The sequence below is a fragment of the Scytonema sp. NUACC21 genome (assembly GCF_054684315.1).
In genome coordinates this window covers 259,160-277,082 of the sequence record NZ_BAAFZH010000108.1, presented here as the reverse complement: position 1 = coordinate 277,082, position 17,923 = coordinate 259,160, and the positions used below count along the sequence as shown (strand labels likewise).

The 17,923-nt window shown below is 42.6% G+C and carries 14 protein-coding genes; 8 read left to right on the top strand and 6 right to left on the bottom strand.

The features are described from left to right. Window positions 1-8 precede the first annotated feature (8 nt). Window positions 9-458: a helix-turn-helix domain-containing protein gene (locus ACYRY3_RS41710; RefSeq protein ID WP_460207717.1), complete on the top strand. Its 450-nt coding sequence runs from the start codon at window positions 9-11 to the stop codon at window positions 456-458. Here the strand turns inward: ACYRY3_RS41710 and ACYRY3_RS41705 are convergent. Further along, the gene (locus ACYRY3_RS41705) at window positions 436-3,546 is read right to left on the bottom strand and encodes an ATP-binding protein (protein ID WP_460207716.1); all 3,111 of its coding nucleotides are present in this window, start codon (window positions 3,544-3,546) and stop codon (window positions 436-438) included. The two genes, ACYRY3_RS41710 and ACYRY3_RS41705, sit on opposite strands and share 23 nt — an antisense overlap. A 111-nt stretch (window positions 3,547-3,657) precedes the next feature. Further along, entirely contained in the window at window positions 3,658-4,710 is a 1,053-nt protein-coding gene (locus tag ACYRY3_RS41700) for a response regulator (RefSeq protein ID WP_460207715.1), read from the bottom strand. Window positions 4,711-4,877: 167 nt separating this feature from the next. Here ACYRY3_RS41700 and ACYRY3_RS41695 point away from each other — a divergent pair, with 167 nt between their 5' ends. Further along, entirely contained in the window at window positions 4,878-5,831 is a 954-nt protein-coding gene (locus ACYRY3_RS41695; RefSeq protein WP_460207714.1) for an MDR/zinc-dependent alcohol dehydrogenase-like family protein, read from the top strand. A gap of 64 nt (window positions 5,832-5,895) precedes the next feature. On the opposite strand, the gene ACYRY3_RS41690 is transcribed toward ACYRY3_RS41695, so the two are convergent. The 4 genes from ACYRY3_RS41690 to petP all read right to left on the bottom strand — a co-directional run bounded on the left by ACYRY3_RS41690 (window position 5,896) and on the right by petP (window position 8,926). Next, entirely contained in the window at window positions 5,896-6,183 is a 288-nt protein-coding gene (locus ACYRY3_RS41690; protein ID WP_460207713.1) for a hypothetical protein, read from the bottom strand. Window positions 6,184-6,337: 154 nt separating this feature from the next. Beyond that, window positions 6,338-7,375, bottom strand: coding sequence for a chlorophyll synthase ChlG (gene chlG, locus ACYRY3_RS41685; protein WP_460207712.1), 1,038 nt, complete (start codon window positions 7,373-7,375; stop codon window positions 6,338-6,340). A gap of 106 nt (window positions 7,376-7,481) precedes the next feature. After that, a complete protein-coding gene (locus tag ACYRY3_RS41680) occupies window positions 7,482-8,582 on the bottom strand; it encodes a Get3/ArsA fold putative tail anchor-mediating ATPase NosAFP (protein WP_460207711.1) in 1,101 nt (366 codons plus the stop codon). Window positions 8,583-8,731: 149 nt separating this feature from the next. Continuing rightward, a complete protein-coding gene (gene petP, locus ACYRY3_RS41675) occupies window positions 8,732-8,926 on the bottom strand; it encodes a cytochrome b6f subunit PetP (RefSeq protein WP_460207710.1) in 195 nt (64 codons plus the stop codon). A 301-nt stretch (window positions 8,927-9,227) separates the two neighbouring features. Here petP and ACYRY3_RS41670 point away from each other — a divergent pair, with 301 nt between their 5' ends. The 6 genes from ACYRY3_RS41670 to ACYRY3_RS41645 all read left to right on the top strand — a co-directional run bounded on the left by ACYRY3_RS41670 (window position 9,228) and on the right by ACYRY3_RS41645 (window position 17,902). Then, a complete protein-coding gene (locus ACYRY3_RS41670) occupies window positions 9,228-10,073 on the top strand; it encodes an ABC transporter permease (RefSeq protein WP_460207810.1) in 846 nt (281 codons plus the stop codon). 160 nt (window positions 10,074-10,233) lie between these two features. Continuing rightward, entirely contained in the window at window positions 10,234-11,628 is a 1,395-nt protein-coding gene (locus ACYRY3_RS41665; RefSeq protein WP_460207709.1) for an ABC transporter ATP-binding protein, read from the top strand. Further along, entirely contained in the window at window positions 11,625-12,302 is a 678-nt protein-coding gene (locus ACYRY3_RS41660; RefSeq protein WP_460207708.1) for a class I SAM-dependent methyltransferase, read from the top strand. Before ACYRY3_RS41665 ends, ACYRY3_RS41660 begins: the two co-directional genes overlap by 4 nt. A 19-nt stretch (window positions 12,303-12,321) precedes the next feature. Continuing rightward, window positions 12,322-13,905 (top strand): class I SAM-dependent methyltransferase, encoded by a 1,584-nt coding sequence (locus tag ACYRY3_RS41655; protein WP_460207707.1) that lies wholly within the window; start codon window positions 12,322-12,324, stop codon window positions 13,903-13,905. 56 nt (window positions 13,906-13,961) lie between these two features. Beyond that, window positions 13,962-14,204, top strand: a complete 243-nt coding sequence (locus ACYRY3_RS41650; protein ID WP_460207706.1) for a hypothetical protein — start codon at window positions 13,962-13,964, stop codon at window positions 14,202-14,204. Window positions 14,205-14,320: 116 nt separating this feature from the next. After that, window positions 14,321-17,902: a glycosyltransferase gene (locus ACYRY3_RS41645; RefSeq protein ID WP_460207705.1), complete on the top strand. Its 3,582-nt coding sequence runs from the start codon at window positions 14,321-14,323 to the stop codon at window positions 17,900-17,902. The last annotated feature ends 21 nt before the right edge of the window (window positions 17,903-17,923 follow it).

The following is a 17,923-nucleotide window of genomic DNA, read 5'->3' as shown; positions in this document are numbered from 1 at the left end:
GGTAAAACTTGCTAACAAACTACGTGTATAAGCTACGTCCTAATAAGTCTCAATCTGAAAAAATGGACAACTGGGTTGATATGCTCAGAAGTCATTACAACTGGTGCTTGAATGATAGGATTGCGGTAGGTAATCAGCAATTCATTCAAGGGGACTATTGCGATATTAGAACGGCATCTGAAGCTTGTCCTATAACGTGTTTTGTTAGCAAGAATGGTGCTACAGGGTTCCCATGGAAAGATGGAAAGCTAAATAAAGAGGGAAATCTTAAAAATCCTCGAAGAAGTGCAGGAGATATTCAGATAACCAGTTTACCGATACTTAAGCAGGCTAGACCCTGGTATGCGAATATCGATTCTACTGTGTTGCAACAAAACGTTAAACGTCTTGATGTAGCGTACAAAAATTTCTTTGAGGGTCGAGGGTTTCCACAATTTAATTTGACAACGGCAACTTGATGGTAAATGTTGCCCCAAGCCCTTTTCCCTGACTCGCTGCCTCGATTGTACCTCCATGCAGTTCAACGAGTTGACGAGAGATCGCCAGTCCAATTCCCACACCCCCTGGTGAATGACGGCTTGGCACCTCAGCCTGACGGAAGCGATCGAAGACATAGGGGAGAAAATCCGCATTTATTCCGCAGCCTGTGTCTTTGATTTGGATTTGAGCGAATTTGTCCGTTGTTTGTTGTTCCTCTTGACCACTAGCGACTGACTGTTGAGCGCTGACTAGTGACAGTTGAATTGCAATTTTTCCGCCTTGTGGTGTAAATTTGATGGCGTTGGAGAGCAAATTGGCAATAATTTGTCGGAGGCGCTTGGGTTCTCCTTTGACAGTAAATTGTGAATTTTGGGTTTTGAATTTGGAGTTAACTCCTGATGAGGCTGGGTTGTCCGAATCCAATCCAAAATCGGCAATCTCATATCCAAGAGCTATCGCCTTTGCTTGAGCCGTTGGATACAGAGTATTGAGCACGTCGTCAATGATGAAAACCATATTAACGGGCTGACGATTCAAGCTGCGTTTGCCAGCTAAAATGCTGGAGACATCCAATAAATCTTCAATCAGCTTTGCCTGATTGCTGGCATTGCGCTCGATCGCCTCCAAAGCCCGTAACATCATGGGGCGCTCGAACGGCTTCGTCTGCAACAAGCGTGCCCAGGTGAGAATTGCAGCTAGGGGGGCATTCAGTTCATGGGTAACTGTGGCTAAAAACTCATCCTGCAAGCGGTTTGCCGATTGCTCAAAGCCCAGGCGTGACATTTGCAGTTGCGTCTCCACCCGCGCCATCAATTCATGGGCTGAGAAGGGTTTGATCAAATAATCGTCTGCTCCCGCTTGGAGTCCTTCGACCGTTGCTTCTTCTCCTGCCCGTGCTGATAGCAGAATAATCGGAATACTTTTGGTTACTGGGTCAGCCCGCAGCGCCTTCAGCAGTTGAAATCCGTCTACCTCTGGCATCATTACATCCGTCAGTACCAGATCGGGGAGTTGTTGTTGGAGTAAATTGAGGGCGATTGCACCATTGGCAGCAGTTTCTACCTGCCAGCGTTCACTCAACAACCGCCTCATATAGTCACGCATATCACCATTGTCATCGACCAGCAAAATGCGAGATCTTGAGGGTGAGGAGATGAGAGGGTCAGGGCGTGAGATGGTAGAATTATTCTCATCTCCCCCTCCCCCGATCCCCTTCTCCTCTTGGGTCAGCCACTGTAATGCTTCCTCCACGTAGGGAGAAGCTCCTATTACTGTTGAGGTAATGGTACGAGTTACCCCAATCCGTTCAGGGGGAAGATGGGCACATCCGGTCGGAATTGACACTTTAAAGCAACTGCCTTCCCCTTCAACACTGCTGACCTGAACGGTTCCACCATGCAGTTTTACCAATTCCTGCACCAGTGATAAGCCAATACCAGATCCTTCAAACGTGCGTCCCTGTGACCCTTTTACCCGGTGGAACCGCTCAAACAGACGCGGGATTTCTTTAGAGGGAATGCCAATGCCCGTGTCTTGTACCGCTAGCTCAACCCGATCGCCGACTTGATGCAGGCGAACGATAATCTCACCCGTAAAGGTGAACTTGAAAGCGTTTGAAAGGAGATTAAGGACAATCTTTTCCCAGATTTCGCGCTCGACATAGATTGGTTCAGCTAGGGGAGGGCAATCAACCACCAAGCGCAAATTTGCCTTCTCGCTCGCCGAGCGAAACATACTGGCGAGTTCAGCCGTAAAGGTTGCTAGATTGGTCGGCAGGTAAACGGTTTGAACGCGATCGCTCTCAATGCGCGAGAAAGCGAGCAGGGTGTTGACCAGCTTCAGCAGACGCAACCCATTGCGCTGCATCATTTCAATGCGCTGTCGTTGATGCGGTGAAAGGGGATTATCTCGATCGGTTAAAGCATCTTCGGCAGGACCCAGCATCAGAGTTAACGGTGTGCGAAATTCATGGCTGGCGTTGCTGAAGAAAGTCGTTTTGGCTCTGTTCAGTTCTGCTAGAGCTTCAGCTCGTTTGCGTTCTTCCTCACAGGCATAGGCATTGGAGATCGCCGTTTTCACTGATTTACCCAGCAACGTGTAAAACGTTTGGTAAGCTTCATCTAACGCCCGCCTGGGACTTACCCCAGCAACAAACACGCCCCACGGATGCGTTAACCCTGGCAGGGTGATGGCAATGGCAATAGCAGACCGAACGCATTCCGGGTAAGGGTTGCACTGAAGTGAGCCGAACTGTTGTTCCAAGTCATCGACCTGTCGGACTGGATCGGATGACTTTCGATCGGTCGGAGACCATTGCGCCAAATCTGCGAGTGCCCAAAGTTCTGGCGATGTCTCTAAATCTACAACCGTTGAGCAAGCCGCACTTTCCGGAGCTAGCCCAGTCATGCTCATTAAATACGCCTGTTTGCCGTCCGTATCAAGCCTATAGAACAGCGCGAAGGGCAAATCGAGTTCATGAGCCGCAAGGGCTTGGGCGCTCAAGCGACAAACCTCTTCGATGGTCTTCGCATCGGCGGTGCGCTCTACCAGGTCACGCAGCACTTTGAGCCGCCGTTCTGTTAGGATTTGCTGGGTCATTTCTGTGACCGGGTGAAACAGCCCACCCACACCGCCCGTTTCATCGCGGATGGGGCTGAGGGAGAACGTGAAGAAGGTTTCTTCCAGGTAGCCGTTGCGATCCAGGAACATCCGCCGATTTTCCAGGAAGGCAGTAACTCCTGCAGTGGCACGCTCATAGGGTTCCCCAACCGCATCCCAGGCGGAGAGCCAGCATTCTTTGTAGTCCTGTCCCATTGAGTGGGGGTGCTTGTCGCCACAGATGGGCCAATAGCCATCGTTGTAGATCTGAACGCGCCCAGATCCCCAAACGATGTTAATTGGTAAGTTGGAGGCAAGACAGAGGCTGACCGCCGTTCGCAAACTTTGCGGCCAAGATTCAATCGAACCCAGTGGCGTCTTTGACCAGTCCATAGAGCGAATCAATTTGCTCATTTCACCGCCGCTACTGAGCCAGTCTGTGGCTGAGGATTTCCCGTTCCCGCTCATAAAATTTCTCCTGCCTTAAACTGAAAACTGACTCCAGGCAATGTTGATAGAGAGCCAGATAATCCATCGTGCGCCCGGTCTTGCGATCGCCCATAATAGCCCATTATTGAACTAACGGTAGCTTCGCCCAGCAAGTTGTGCAACCATTGCAACTAACTCTGTTGGCTCAGCAAGTTTGTGCAAGTGGGACTGAAAACCTGCTTTTATTGCCTTTGCTCGGTCTTCTGCAAGATAAGCTGTCAACGCAGCCTTGGGAATTTGCCATCCCTTTTGAGCCTCCAGTGCCCGTACTTTCTTAATCAACGCATAGCCATCTTCATCGGGCATCCTGATGTCACTGAGTAACACATCGGGGCGAGATCGCTCCAGTTCTTGGAGTGCCTCAGCAACTGTTGCAACTGCTGTTACAGATATCCCTTCTTGCTCCAAAACTGTGGTAATAAACTCGCGGGCATCGGCTTCATCATCGACAAATAGTACCCGCAACCCATCAAGGAAAAGAGGGCTTCCTACAGCTGCTGCCAAAGGCAGCTGGCTCGCTGTTGATTGGAATTGTTGTAAATGCACCCGTTTGTACTTAGTAACATCGCGTATAGCAATTTGTAGGGAAACAAGTGACCCGGAAGAGTCGCAGACAGGTGCTACCAAAAGCGAAGCATCAAAAGGTTGACCGCCAAGGGGACACATAGTTATTTCCCACTCTTGCACGGAAGAATATACCTGTAATATCTGGTTCAATTTTGCCCGAAAGACCGAACGCTCTGTCTCAGCCACAAAATAGACTATTGGTTTGCCAATGAGGTAGTTCTGCCAGCCGTTGAATAATTCTGCCGCAGCGCGGTTAGCTTCCAGAATCATTCCTTTAGTATTTGTTAGTAAATGGGCGTCAGGTGCAAAGTGGAACAGGTCATAATAACGCCGACTTTCTTCTGCTAAATACTGATTCTGCCCTAGCAATTCTTCCTCAATCACCTCCATTGCTTCTAAGCTAGCCTGCATTTCCTCTTGAACTAACTGGAGGTTCCCAACAGAGGTGGTAATCTTCTCTATGTCTTTAGCTAAGACTTCCCGTTGCTGTGTTGGCAACAACATAATATAGTTGTGCATTGCCTCTATCTGCTGACAGATAATAAGGATACACTGAGTAAATTCTTCTTCGCTCACAACGCAAAACCGCCGCTTATTTCTTTAAAATTAGAGTCAGTACAGGAGTTTGGCAGGAGAAAAACCCACATTAGAAATTTTTTATAAAATACAATAGCAGCATCCTTATTTCTCCTGCCTCAATTATATAGGTGACACTAACTTTTTTCTCGCTTTTATAAAGAATAATGAAAGGACTTTGGCTCGAAAACAACCAGCTTCAACTACGTACTGATATCCCGATTCCCGAAGCACCAGTAGGAGAAGCTTTAGTACGTGTTTTGTGTGCTGGTGTGTGTAACACAGATCTGGAATTGAAACGAGGTTACTACCCGTACAGTGGTATCTTAGGGCACGAATTTGTCGGTGTTGTTGAACAAGGTCCGCAACATTTAGTCAATCGGCGAGTTGTCGGAGAAATAAATGCTGTTTGCGGGAAATGTCGGTTTTGTTTGAGAGGAGAACCCACTCATTGTGAAAACCGTACTGTTCTTGGCATCGTCAATCGCAATGGAGCCTTTGCTGATTATCTCTGTTTAGCTGTAGAGAACCTACACCTCGTTCCCGATAATGTTCCAACAGAAATTGCAACCTTCACCGAACCTTTAGCAGCCGCACTGGAAATTCAGCAGCAGGTACAGTTACACTCAGATAACCGGGTGCTGGTTGTTGGAGATGGCAAGCTAGGACAATTGGTAGCCCAAACACTAGCTTTGACTGGATGCGACCTTTTAGTCGTTGGGCGTCATCAAGATAAACTTGCTTATTTGGAGGCACGAGGTATTAAAACTGGCTTGCGTGATGCCGTGACTGATAAAGCTTTTGATATTTCAGTGGAGTGTACCGGTAATTCAGAAGGGTTTGCGATCGCTCAACGTGCTTTGCGTCCAAGAGGTACTCTAGTACTCAAAAGTACCTACGCTGGTAAACTCAGCCTTGATGCTTCTTCTTTAGTCGTAGACGAAATCACTCTTATCGGGTCCCGTTGCGGTTCTTTTGCGCCTGCACTTGAGCTTTTAGCCGAAGAGAAAGTGGATGTAAAACCTTTGATTCATGCTCGCTATCCACTTACGGAAGGGCTTGCTGCTTTTGAACGAGCTCAAACAAAAGGTGTTTTAAAAGTTTTGTTAGAAATGGGTTAGTGGTTAGTGGTTAGTGGTTAGTTGTTGTAACCACTATCTACTAACTACTATCCACTATCCATTTTTAATAAAGCAAAGAATTAGTTTTTGCTTGATAGTCCAAACAAGTTATAGCTTCTTCTGTATTGGCAATAGAAGGATGGACAGTACATTTAAGACGATAATCACCCGTAAAATACTGGCAACCAGAACAGGGAATTTGATGCATTTGCTTTGCTGTTGTCAAACTGTCTCTCGCTGCTGTCCAAAGACTCCAAACTACGATGAAAGTTAACGCCCAAGCGCAGGAAAAGCAAACAGGTACTATAAAAGGTTGAATTGCGTGAAATAATTGATTCAGTAGTAGCAACACGGCAAGTCTCTGTACAAATTATGAATGAGAAATAAGGAGTTGGAGAGTCAAAAGTCAAGTAAAATTTCTTTTGATTTTCGACTTTTGACTGTGCTCTTAACTCCTCACTTTATTTTCACACCTGATTTTTAACTTCTCGCTAGAGAGGGATAAATTAAATACCAGCATGACCAATGGCTAAACCAGCCACAAGCATGCCTAAAACGAGAAATGGTTGGGCACTTGCTTGATATTTCACGTCATTTTTTAATGGATCGCGCAAGAAGTACATATCTTGGAGTGTGATTTGTGGAATAATGAGCAAGACAAGAATAGCTGCGTATAAGTTTTCGTGGAGGTAAACGAGATATGCAGCAGCTCCTGCTTGAAAAACATCAATCATAATCACGCAAATCCAAGCTGCTGTGGTTACACCAAACATGACAGGTAGTGATTTTAATCCGAACTGGCGATCGCCTTCAACACTTTTAAAGTCATTGACAATGGCAATACCCAAACCTGCCAAACTATAAACCACTGTGAAAACCACAACTTTCCAATTGAGTGTACCGAACAAAGCGTGACCCGTACACCAAGGCAATGCGATGTAGCTAGCACCAAGGGCATAACCACCTAACCAACCGTTCTGTTTGAGTTTCAGAGGTGGTGCAGAGTAAATGTATGCAACGAAAGCACCAAACAAAGCCAGCACCGTGATATTTGGGAAATCATGACCTGCCCAAACATCTAGAATAAATGCCAGTCCGATGCCAGCAATCAGTAAAACTATAATTTGTGTAACAACCTGAGGTAAAGGAATTGCGCCGGAGGGAATTGGGCGGTAGGGTTCGTTGACGGCATCAATTTCGCGATCGTAATACTCATTTAAAGTTTGAGTATAGCCTGCCATAATTGGACCAGCCAGCAACATACAAGCTGCTGACTTTAGGAAATTCTCCAATGTCCATACATAATGACCGGAAGAAGCTGCACCGCAAACCACGCCCCACATCAAAGGAATCCAGGTAATGGGCTTCATCAGTTGCAGGCGGATTTTCCACATTGCAGTTTCCCCAGGCGCGGCACCTTTCATACCCAGCAATTGCCTGGTTTTTGCACTGCGTTCGGCAACTTTAACCTCTTCTATTGGTACTGCGGTGTTTACTGGTTGAGGCGAATTTGGGTCTGGGGTAATGGGACTTAATTCAGGCATAGAATGTAGTTGTTAATAGAGAGTAGGGATTTGTTAGTAGTTAGGCGTTAGTGGTTGGTTGTCACAAATAACTACTAACTACTAACTATTAACCATTCCCTGATACCTAAAACGAGATTATCAAATAATGATTTTGAAACTTCGCGCCAGTGATAGATTTGCCACTGAGGGCAGGCGGGAGGAAGATATTCCGTCGTTGGTCTGCTGCTTCTACCGTGACTTCTGACCCGTACTGGGTAAGTTTGACCTGTTTCTTATCAAATCCAGGCAGAAATAAGCGTACTTGACGGGAGTTGGCATCTATTTCAATGGGTCTTGGAGCTGTGGCGGTTTGCTCTATAAAGTTAGGTAGAGCATTTACCAGAGGTTGCCAGTCACCTGCTTTTAAGTCGGGTACAACACTGACTGAGAGTGGAGAAAACTCTTCTCTTAGGCTGTTAGTTGTATCAGATGAGACGTGAATCACACCCCCAACAGCTAAACCGATTTGCTGGGAACAACCCCAGAGATAGCGGGCTGTTGCAATTTCCAAAGGGTCATCGGTAGTCACTAAGAATGCAGCCACTTTTTTGGAATCGGCAAGGGCTGCTTTTCCTCTGTCTAAGAGATTATTGACTTTATTTATGGGTTGTGAGAAGTTATCTGCTACCAAGCTAGCGTTTAAGAAGCTGCTAAGAAATGATTGAATTAAGGGGGATTCGGAAATTGTTTTTCCTATGTTGAAATTGATCAACAGTTGCCGCAATCGCCCGATGTACCAACTCATAGACTCAGGCATTCCAAACATCCGTAAGGTGGTAGTGTCCCCCGTGCCATCGTAGACGATCGCGTCATATTTGCCGCTCTCATAGTACTCTCGAATGGCGTTTAGGATAAGGGCATTATCCATTCCTGGTAAAACTGCCAGTTCTTGACCGTAAGTGTCTTTTAGTATTGGCGTGCGGAGATATTGCGCCTCAAATTTTTTCGCGTCCTCCCAACTTCTTTCTAGAAGCACTGCTGCGTTCAATTGCACGACTTGCAAATTGGGAGCAATTTCTTGGGGATCGGGACCTAGGGTTGTATCTAGCAGTATTGGCAGTGTTGGTTCTGGTTGTCCTGCTAGAAGTACGCGATTGCCTTGGCTTGCTAGTAATTTAGCCGCAGCGATCGCTATTTTTGTGCGTTCTGTACCGCCCTTGCCTAAAAATGTCAATATCAGGGACATTACTTTATTCCTACTTATACCACCGATTTTTTCAACTCCAACTTAGCACTGGCGTACCGCTACCCACTTCCCCCTAAGTTAGCAATACCAATGGCTTGCCCTCACAAGAGGGCATCTGCGCCATCAAGCTAACAGGAAAAGAGTTCCCTCTACGGCATAACTTTGAGTTCGTCTTCAAAAAACCACGTGGCAAAATTATCCTCAAATTTCACCACAACTCCAACGCCGCTACCATCGGTCATTTTGAAAGCTTCAATTGTACCGACTTTTCCAAGCCTTTTTGCAATAGGGGGCGAAACGCGATCGCGCAAACGAAAGACTTTAACCTTTTGTCCAATTTCCATGCTAGTTTACAAAACGATAAACCAAAAATCAGTGTAGCTGAATCTGGTACTTACAGGGAGTAGGGATTATATGGATAGTGGATAGTGGTTAGCGGTTTAAGGGTGATAACCACTATCCACTAATTAACCACCAACCAACAAGCACCAACCAGTATTAACGCTCTTAAAGAATCGATCCGGATAACTTGCCTTCCACATGAGACAATAGTTTACGAAACAGGAACTTTCATAGAAAGTAAGCTTCATTGAAAGGAATTTGGTGTGTAGGTAGTGAGCGAGGAAGCTGAACTTGTTGCAAACAATGCGAGGAGTAGTACGAAAGGTAGGGAGACTGAGGCGAGTACTGCCTGTTAGCGAAATCTGGTGGGTAAAGTTCGACTTGCTGAGAACCCTGGTAAGGCGCGATTTAGAAGCAAAGTACAAAGGCTCTGTTTTAGGTAATTTATGGCCTTTGTTGAATCAGTTATCACAGTTACTAATTTACGTGTATGTGTTTTCAATTGTGCTCAAGCTGAAAGTCAACCTGAAAACCTTACCAGATAATAATTTTACCTTTGGTTTGTGGCTATTTGCTGGATTATTACCTTGGATTGCTTTCAATAATGGTTTACTGCAGGCAGCGACGTCTGTGATTGTACAACCAAATTTGGTTAAGAAGGTCGTGTTTCCTCTTGCCTTGTTACCACTAGTGCCAATTTTATCAGCGTTTATTGAGAGTTCTTTTGGCTTAGTAGCGTTAATTTTTTTTGTAGCGCTTACTTCTCATACTTTGCATATAACCCTAGCTCTCCTACCGTTAGTTTGGGTGCCGCAGCTATTGTTAACAGCAGGGTTAGGTTATTTTGTTGCTGGGCTAACAGTGTTTTTGCGCGATATACCGCAAACTTTGACAGTCATTTTAAACCTTTGGTTTTATTTGACACCTATTATTTATCCAGCATCAGCAATACCAGAACAATGGCGGTTTTATGTTTTCTGGTTCAATCCCATGACAGCTATTGCAGAAGTTTACCGCGACTTAATTTTAGCTGGAGAAGTAAAGCATTGGGGAGAATGGGAAGTTGCTTCATTGGTTGCAATCGCCGTGTTTTACGGTGGTTTGTGGTCTTACAAGCGTCTGCAACCTGCTTTTGCTGATGTCCTGTAAGTTTGAAAGCAGTATGGACAGGTAAAATTTAATATTAATATTCATGATGACGCTAGACTGAAGCCGTTTATGGTATGAGTTGTGATTTTGGCTGAACAATTTCAGCAAAGATGAAAAATTGTATAGTGGTGTGTAAGTTTTAAGGATTAATAGCACGAGCATGAGCGAGGAAATTGTAATTTCCCTGAATAATGTTTCCAAGTGCTACAAGCGGTATGCTCATCCTGTAGATCGGCTTAAGGAACTGTTGTTACCAGGAAAGAGCAGATCTGATGAGTTTTGGGCACTGAAGGATATTAATTTAGAAATTTCTAAGGGAAAAACCATAGGGATTGTAGGGCGAAATGGCTCTGGGAAAAGTACGTTACTGCAAATTATTGCCGGGACTCTAACACCTACGACTGGTGAGGTAAAAGTTAAGGGTAGGGTGTCGGCACTGCTGGAGTTGGGTAGCGGATTTAATCCGGAGTTTACCGGACGGCAAAATGTATTTTTTAATGGGAGATTGTTAGGGTTAAATCAACAAGAAATTGAAGATAAGTTTGATGAAATAGCTGCCTTCGCAGAAATAGGAGATTTTATTGATGAACCAGTAAAATCATACTCTAGCGGGATGTTTGTCCGTTTGGCTTTTGCTGTAGCAATTAATGTTAATCCTGAGATTTTAATCGTGGATGAAGCTTTATCGGTAGGAGATGGAGTTTTTGTACACCGCTGTATGGCGAAAATAAAAGATTTTCAGAATTCTGGAGGAACAATTTTGTTTGTTTCTCACGACATTGGCTCAGTCACTCGCCTTTGTTCTGAGGCAATATGGATTAATGATGGTCAGGTTGTTGAACGAGGGTTGCCGATAGATGTGAGTAAATCATATCAAGCTTGGATATATGAAAAAATTAATGAGGGAATTAAGAAAAAGTCAGATGATTCCCTTGAATCTTCGCCAATAGATGAGGATCTTGCTAAAGATCTCAAGGTCTGTTTGGAAGTTCAACCAAATTCTTCTGAAGATGTGAAGAGAAATCCATTTACGGAACAATCTTACTTGTCATATCCCAATGTGAAAAGATTTGGTACGGGACGTTGTGAAATTATTAGCTTGGATATTTTAAATTCCCAAGGGCAAAAAATCGGTTTTGTTATGCCTAATGATATTTTAGTACTTCAAGCAAAAATTATTAGTCATGATGAAATCGATAGCCCAATTTTTGGCATTATGATGTTTGACAGGTTAAGGGTTGCTATAGCTGGTTGGAATACAACACAGTACAAGCATCGACTACCCCAGTTTAAAAAAAACGACCTCATTAGCGTGTCGTTCCAAATAAAGTGGCCTCACATCAAGAGCGATAGTTATTCTCTTGAGCCGGCGATTGCAAATGGTAGTCAAGAAAATCACGAGATGATGGATTGGATTCAACATCCTGTGGCATTAGAATCAGGAGTTACAGATTTAACTTTTGGTTTTATCAGATTTTCTGACGTTAAAGTCTCTCACGCTGTGGATACTTTTATTAGCTCCGATATATTATCTGTGGATACCTTAATGAAATGATTTGCTATTGTTGCGGTTCTACAAGCTTTAAGGAACAAAATGTTCTGTGGAAAGAATTAATTGATGAATGGCGCATAGGGCACCATGAAGTAGAATATATAAACAGGCAGCAAGGGCTGCATTGTACAGAATGTAATTCTAATTTACGTTCAATAGCCTTGTCTGTCTCCCTTATGAAATGCTTTGGTTATAAAGGGTTATTTAAGGATTTTGTTAAAGAAAGCAAGCTCCAAAATTTACAGATATTAGAAATTAACGAAGCAGGTAGTTTAACTCAATTTTTAACCCAAATACCAGGTCATTACCTCAAAGTCTATCCGGAGATAGATATGATGAACATTAATTTTGCGGATATGACTTTTGATTTGGTCATTCATTCCGATGTTTTAGAACATATCAAACATCCAGTTCGAGGTTTATCGGAGTGCTACAGAGTCTTAAAGCCAGGGGGCTACTGTGCTTTCACCATACCTATAATTGTTGATAGGTTAACCCTCTTTAGAGAAGGTCTACCTCCAAGCTATCATGGTGCTGGAGAAAATCAGGCAGATTTTTTAGTTTATACGGAGTTTGGCTGCGATGCATGGAAGTATGTAATGCAAACAAGATTTCAAGAGTGCCGGATTTTCTCTCTTGAGTATCCTTCTGCTCAAGCATTAGTCGCAGTTAAGTAATTATATATACATTAAAACTATGGAATTTACGGGTGAGAGATACGTTCCTTCTCTCGGTGGTGAAATTAAGTACGAACATTTACATAGATATGCTCTATGTATAGAATTTATTCAGGGGAAAAAAGTACTGGATATAGCTTCTGGCGAAGGGTATGGTTCTGCATTACTGGCAAGATATGCCCAATCAGTGATAGGAGTGGATATTAGCCCTGAAGCTATAGACTATGCCGCACAGGAGTATAGCAACTACCACAATCTTAAGTTTATCGTGGGCTCGTGCGATGCCGTACCCTTACCAAACAATTCAGTAGAAGTTGTCACATCTTTTGAAACTATTGAGCATCATGACAAACACCAAGAGATGATGCTGGAAATTAAGAGAGTTTTGAAGCCAGAGGGCGTACTTATTATTTCGTCTCCCAATCGCTTAACTTATTCCGATGAACCAAACTATAAGAATCCTTTTCATATTAAAGAGCTATACTATGAAGAGTTTATATGTTTGTTAAGTCAGCATTTTAAGTACGTGCAAATTTACGGTCAAAAATTGGCTGTAGGTTCTTTTATATTTTCTACTGAAAATGACAAGGAAAGTAGTTTTAAGGCATATACGGGGAGTATTAATGATGTCAGTCACAGAATTTATCCCTTAGAATCACCGCTTTACTTTATTGCTGTATGTTCAGATGAACAGCCTGTAACAAAACACAATATTGATTCAATATATATCGATGGCTCTGATGATATATTTAAAAAATTTTATACGGAGTTACAAAAGTTGTATGCTGAAAGGCAGCAGTTTTTGGCAAGCCTGGAGCAAATGCAACGTCACGTGCAACACACTCAAGTAGAGTTTGAGCGATCGCAGTTGGAATTGCAGCAAGTACACGCAGAACTGGGGCGATCGCATTTGCAGTTGCAACAAAAACAAGTAGAACTGGAACAATCGGATTTAGAATTTCAACAAAAACAAGCAGAACTGGTGCAATCCCATTCGCAACTCCAACAAACACAAGCAGAACTGGTACAATCCCATTCGCAACTCCAACAAAAACAAGTAGAACTAGCGCAATCCCATTTGCAACTCCAAGAAACACAAGCAGAACTAGCGCAATCCCATTTGCAACTCCAACAAACACAAACAGAACTGGCGCAATCCCATTTGCAACTCCAACAAACACAAACAGAACTGGCGCAATCCCATTCGCAACTTCAACAAACACAAACAGAACTAGCGCAAGCCCATTCGCAACTCCAACAAACACAAGAAGAATTAGCGCAAGTTTATTTACGACTTCAACTGACAAAAGAAGAATTAGCTCAGTCTAATTCGGATTTACAAACGGTACAGACAGAACTGCTCAAGGCTTATGAACAATTGCAACAAACACAAAACGAAATAGCGCAAACTCATTCACAATTGCAACAAAGACAGGCTGAATTGGAGCTTGTTCAATGCCATATACAACAGCGTCAAGATAGAGAAATTGAATTACAACAAGCCCGAGACAGAATTAAGGCAATGGAGAGCAGTAAGTTTTGGAAATTACGAACAGTCTGGTTTAAATTCAAAAAATCTTTAGGTTTAAAAAATTCCGAGTGAATTAGGAACATCAATTTTGGTGCAAAATAATTTAAGGATGTGGTGGGGGGAAGTTTATGCTTTTGAACGCAGCCAAGTACCGAAGTCAATTTGGTGATCTTTGGACATATATGGCGAATGCCTGTGAAGAAGTTCAAGCCAGATTAGATGGAGGTTGGATCGATGGAGAACAGGCAGAACTCCTCAACTTTTGGATTAATAAGGGGTATGTCATTATTCCCAATGCCGTACCCCATGATGCTATCGATCGCACCGTTGATTTCATTGAGAAAGCTTGGGAGAGTAAGGCAAATGAGTAAGCCTAGTTGAGCGATGATGTGATTAATTCCATCAACCTGACTCAGTCTATCGTCATAACACACATTTTTCTTACATTTTAATCCAACCTAGCTACTCTTTTTAGATATTAAACATTATGGCAAGCTATCCATCGATTTCCATTCAGCTGCTTCAGAAGTTTAAAGGATTAGTCGTTAAGGTAATTAGGAAAAGTAGGAGCTTGCTAAAAGTCAAAAGCTCTACCTTTTCAGAAATATTTCCAAGTGGAGAATTGCAGGGTCATTTAGACTCACCAAACTACATTGAGAGTAATGCCAATGGAACATTACTAGTTTCGGGTTGGGTTTTTAGCAGAAGTGGAAAAATTGCTTCTTTAATTTTAGTGAAAAATAACCAGCCAGAAGAAATTCTTGAATATGGAATGTCTCGTCCAGATGTAGCATCATCATACCCTGATGTGGTAGAAGCTGGTTTGTCTGGATTCAAAAAAACTCTTTTGTTAAGTACTAAATATACTGGAAAAGTAGATATAAAAATTTGGGCAATCTTGGAAGATGGAAAAATAGTTTGTTGTTTTGGGCGACAGGTTGAAGTTAAAGCTCCAAATACACCGAAGCGCGATCGCGTTAATTCCTTACTATTTTTGCAAACTGCTGCAGTTAAAGCAATAAAGGCTTATCGGACAGGAAGATTACCTCTTTCTCCTTCTTTACTGATTCATTATCTCCGACGGCATTATAAGCAAATTCAAGGTGTTCAAAATGCAGGGATCGAGTATTCAAATATTATTCATCCCTGGCAGATGCAAGAGCCATTTCAGAGATGGATTCAGATGAATGATTTGACACCAAAGTTAATTGCTCGCATGACAGAAGATGCTAAAATTTTAGAGAAAAATGGTGTCAAAATCAGTATTGTCATACCTGTTTACAATACACCCAAACAGTTTCTCATAGAAATGATTGACTCAGTGAGAAACCAAATTTACTCAAATTGGGAATTATGCCTTGCTGATGATGCTTCTTCTGAACCCCATGTTCGAGAAATATTGGAACAGGTCGCAGCAGAAGATTCAAGAATCAAAGTAGTGTTTAGACAGAAGAACGGTCATATAGTGGAGGCAACTAATTCTGCATTAGAAATTGCCACAGGTGAATACGTTGCCTTATTAGATCACGATGATATCTTACCAATAGATGCACTTTTGCACATTGCTGAGTGTGTCAGCAATCATCCAGAAGTAGATTGGATTTATACAGATGAGGATAAAATCAACGATTCCGGACAGCACTGCGATCCACAAATGAAAGGAAAGTGGAGCCAGGAAATGGCGATCGCTCACAACTATACTCACCACCTGACGATTATCCGAAGAACCTTAATTGAAGAGGTGGGAGGGATGCGAAAGGGATTTGAGGGAGCACAAGACTTAGATTTATTTTTGCGTGTTAGTGAAAAGACGACACCAGATAAAATTCAGCATATTCCCCATATTTGTTACCATTGGCGAACTCATGCAGGAAGCACAGCCTCTAGTGGTACCCAAAAGCAGTATGTTTTTGATAGTGCTTATCGTGCTATAGAAGATGCAATTCAACGTAGGGGTCTCAGAGCAAAAGCATTTTTGCCTGCGATAGCTCAGCAGCATGGTTTGTGTTTGTACCAACTTAAGTGGGATAATTCTCTATTAGCAGAAAACCCTGTAACAATTGTCATTCCGACAAGAGATAGGGTTGACCTTTTAGAAAAGTGCGTATCTAGTTTGGAAAAAACTGTAGATAAAAGGTTTGTCAAGTTAATCATAGTAGATGACTCTTCTACAGAAGCAGCCACCCACAAATATTTCAAGAAATTGCAACAAGATAATGTGTTGCAATGTCGAGTTATTCACGCAAAGCGAAAAGAAGATTCTTTTAATTACGCTCGTTTAATGAATGTGGGTGCTGAGTACGTAGATACACCCTATATGTTGCACTTCAATAACGATATTCAAGCTACAGAAGCAGGTTGGTTAGAGGAAATGATTGGCTGGATGTCAATAGATGGTGTAGGAGTAGTGGGAGCCAAGTTATTGTATCCCAATCTAACCATCCAACATGCTGGTGTTGTAGTTGGACCTCATGGTGGATTGGCAGATCACTTGTTTAAGGATTTACATAAAGACCAAGTCGGCTATATCTGTTTACCTCATGCTGCGCGAAATGTTTCAGCGGTTACAGGGGCTTGTCTGCTGACCTCAACAAAGTTGTACCGAGAAATGGGTGGGTTTGATGAAGAAAATTTTGCAGTGGAGTATAACGATGTAGATTATTGCCTGCGAGTTCTTCAATCTGGAAAACGTATTGTTTACACTCCTCAAGCAGTTCTCATACATAAAACTAGCGCTTCTAGAGGCAACAAGTACAACCCGAAAGAACACGTAAATTTTTTAGAGAAATACAAAAATTTTACGGACACCTTTTTTAATGAGAGTTTAGACATCAACTGCATGCTAATGTCTGTCAATCCGCACCATTTTTGCCATGCGGATAGAATATCAAAATTAAAAGTATTATTTATTACTCACAATCTCAATCTTGAAGGTGCAAGTCTGATTGTTTATACTTATGCCCGTTACTTTGCTTGTGAAGGTAACTGCGAAGTACAGGTCATCTCTCATTCCGATGGAGTTTTACGACAGGAATATGAAAAGCTAAATATTCCTGTCAAAACGATCCAGCAGCCACTACCAATGCCTGGAGAAGGTATAGACAAGTTCCACAAACGACTCAAGAAAATGGGACAGAACCTTGAGGTGAGTTCTTTTGACTTAGTTGTGTGTAACACGTTAGTTACCTTCTGGGGTGTAGAGTTAGCCAGACTGTTCGACTTACCAAGTATTTGGCATATCCATGAAAGCCAAAGTGTAAGTATGAGTATCAACAGCTTTTTTGGTGCTGCATCTGAAGAAGTTATGCAAAAACTATTACCTGATTGTTTGTCAAATGCGACTAGGGTTGTTTTCCAAGCTGACGCAACACGCAGAATTTTTCATCAATTTGATACTCTAGGACATTTCCGTACAATACCTGGTGGGCTCGATTTGCAAAAGATAAAGCAGTTTCGTAGTTCTCACAGCAAATCAGAGTTGCGGGATAAACATGGAATCAATCAAAACCATATAGTTATCTCAATAATTGGAACCACCTGTGAACGAAAAGGTCAACATATTCTTCTCGAAGCTCTAAAAGAATTGAAGACAATTTGTCCAGACCAGTTTGCAAACATCACTTGTTTAATAGTAGGTTCTCGAAGCAGCAGTTACTTGAACTTACTCAAGCGACAGATCGATGAACTTAAACTTAAAAATGTAAAAATTGTTGAGGAGACTAAAGAGGTTTATGACTTCTATGTGTTGAGCGATATTTTTGTATGTGCGAGTTTTGAAGAATCTTTCCCAAGAGTGGTTCTAGAAGCAATGGCTTTTGAGTTAAAAATAGTTAGTACTGACGTATTCGGGATTCCTGAGATAGTCAATGATGGACATCATGCATATCTTGTGGAACCGGGGAATCCAAAAGCCTTAGCAAATGCTCTTTGGACGTGTTTAAAAGAACCTGAGTTATCTTCGCAGTTGGCCAAAAATGCTTACGCCAGATTCTGTAGAGTGTTTGATAATCAAGACCTCGTACCTAAACATTTGTTACTGGCTAAGGAAGCGGTTCTTTCCAAACATTAATTTTATCAACAAATCTTGAGC

Coding starts and splice junctions, on each gene's coding strand:
- ACYRY3_RS41705 (WP_460207716.1), bottom strand. CDS start 3,546: ATGAGCGGGAACGGGAAATCCTCAGCCACAGACTGGCTCAGTAGCGGC.
- ACYRY3_RS41695 (WP_460207714.1), top strand. CDS start 4,878: ATGAAAGGACTTTGGCTCGAAAACAACCAGCTTCAACTACGTACTGAT.
- chlG (WP_460207712.1), bottom strand. CDS start 7,375: ATGCCTGAATTAAGTCCCATTACCCCAGACCCAAATTCGCCTCAACCA.
- ACYRY3_RS41680 (WP_460207711.1), bottom strand. CDS start 8,582: ATGTCCCTGATATTGACATTTTTAGGCAAGGGCGGTACAGAACGCACA.
- petP (WP_460207710.1), bottom strand. CDS start 8,926: ATGGAAATTGGACAAAAGGTTAAAGTCTTTCGTTTGCGCGATCGCGTT.
- ACYRY3_RS41670 (WP_460207810.1), top strand. CDS start 9,228: ATGCGAGGAGTAGTACGAAAGGTAGGGAGACTGAGGCGAGTACTGCCT.
- ACYRY3_RS41665 (WP_460207709.1), top strand. CDS start 10,234: ATGAGCGAGGAAATTGTAATTTCCCTGAATAATGTTTCCAAGTGCTAC.
- ACYRY3_RS41660 (WP_460207708.1), top strand. CDS start 11,625: ATGATTTGCTATTGTTGCGGTTCTACAAGCTTTAAGGAACAAAATGTT.
- ACYRY3_RS41655 (WP_460207707.1), top strand. CDS start 12,322: ATGGAATTTACGGGTGAGAGATACGTTCCTTCTCTCGGTGGTGAAATT.
- ACYRY3_RS41650 (WP_460207706.1), top strand. CDS start 13,962: ATGCTTTTGAACGCAGCCAAGTACCGAAGTCAATTTGGTGATCTTTGG.
- ACYRY3_RS41645 (WP_460207705.1), top strand. CDS start 14,321: ATGGCAAGCTATCCATCGATTTCCATTCAGCTGCTTCAGAAGTTTAAA.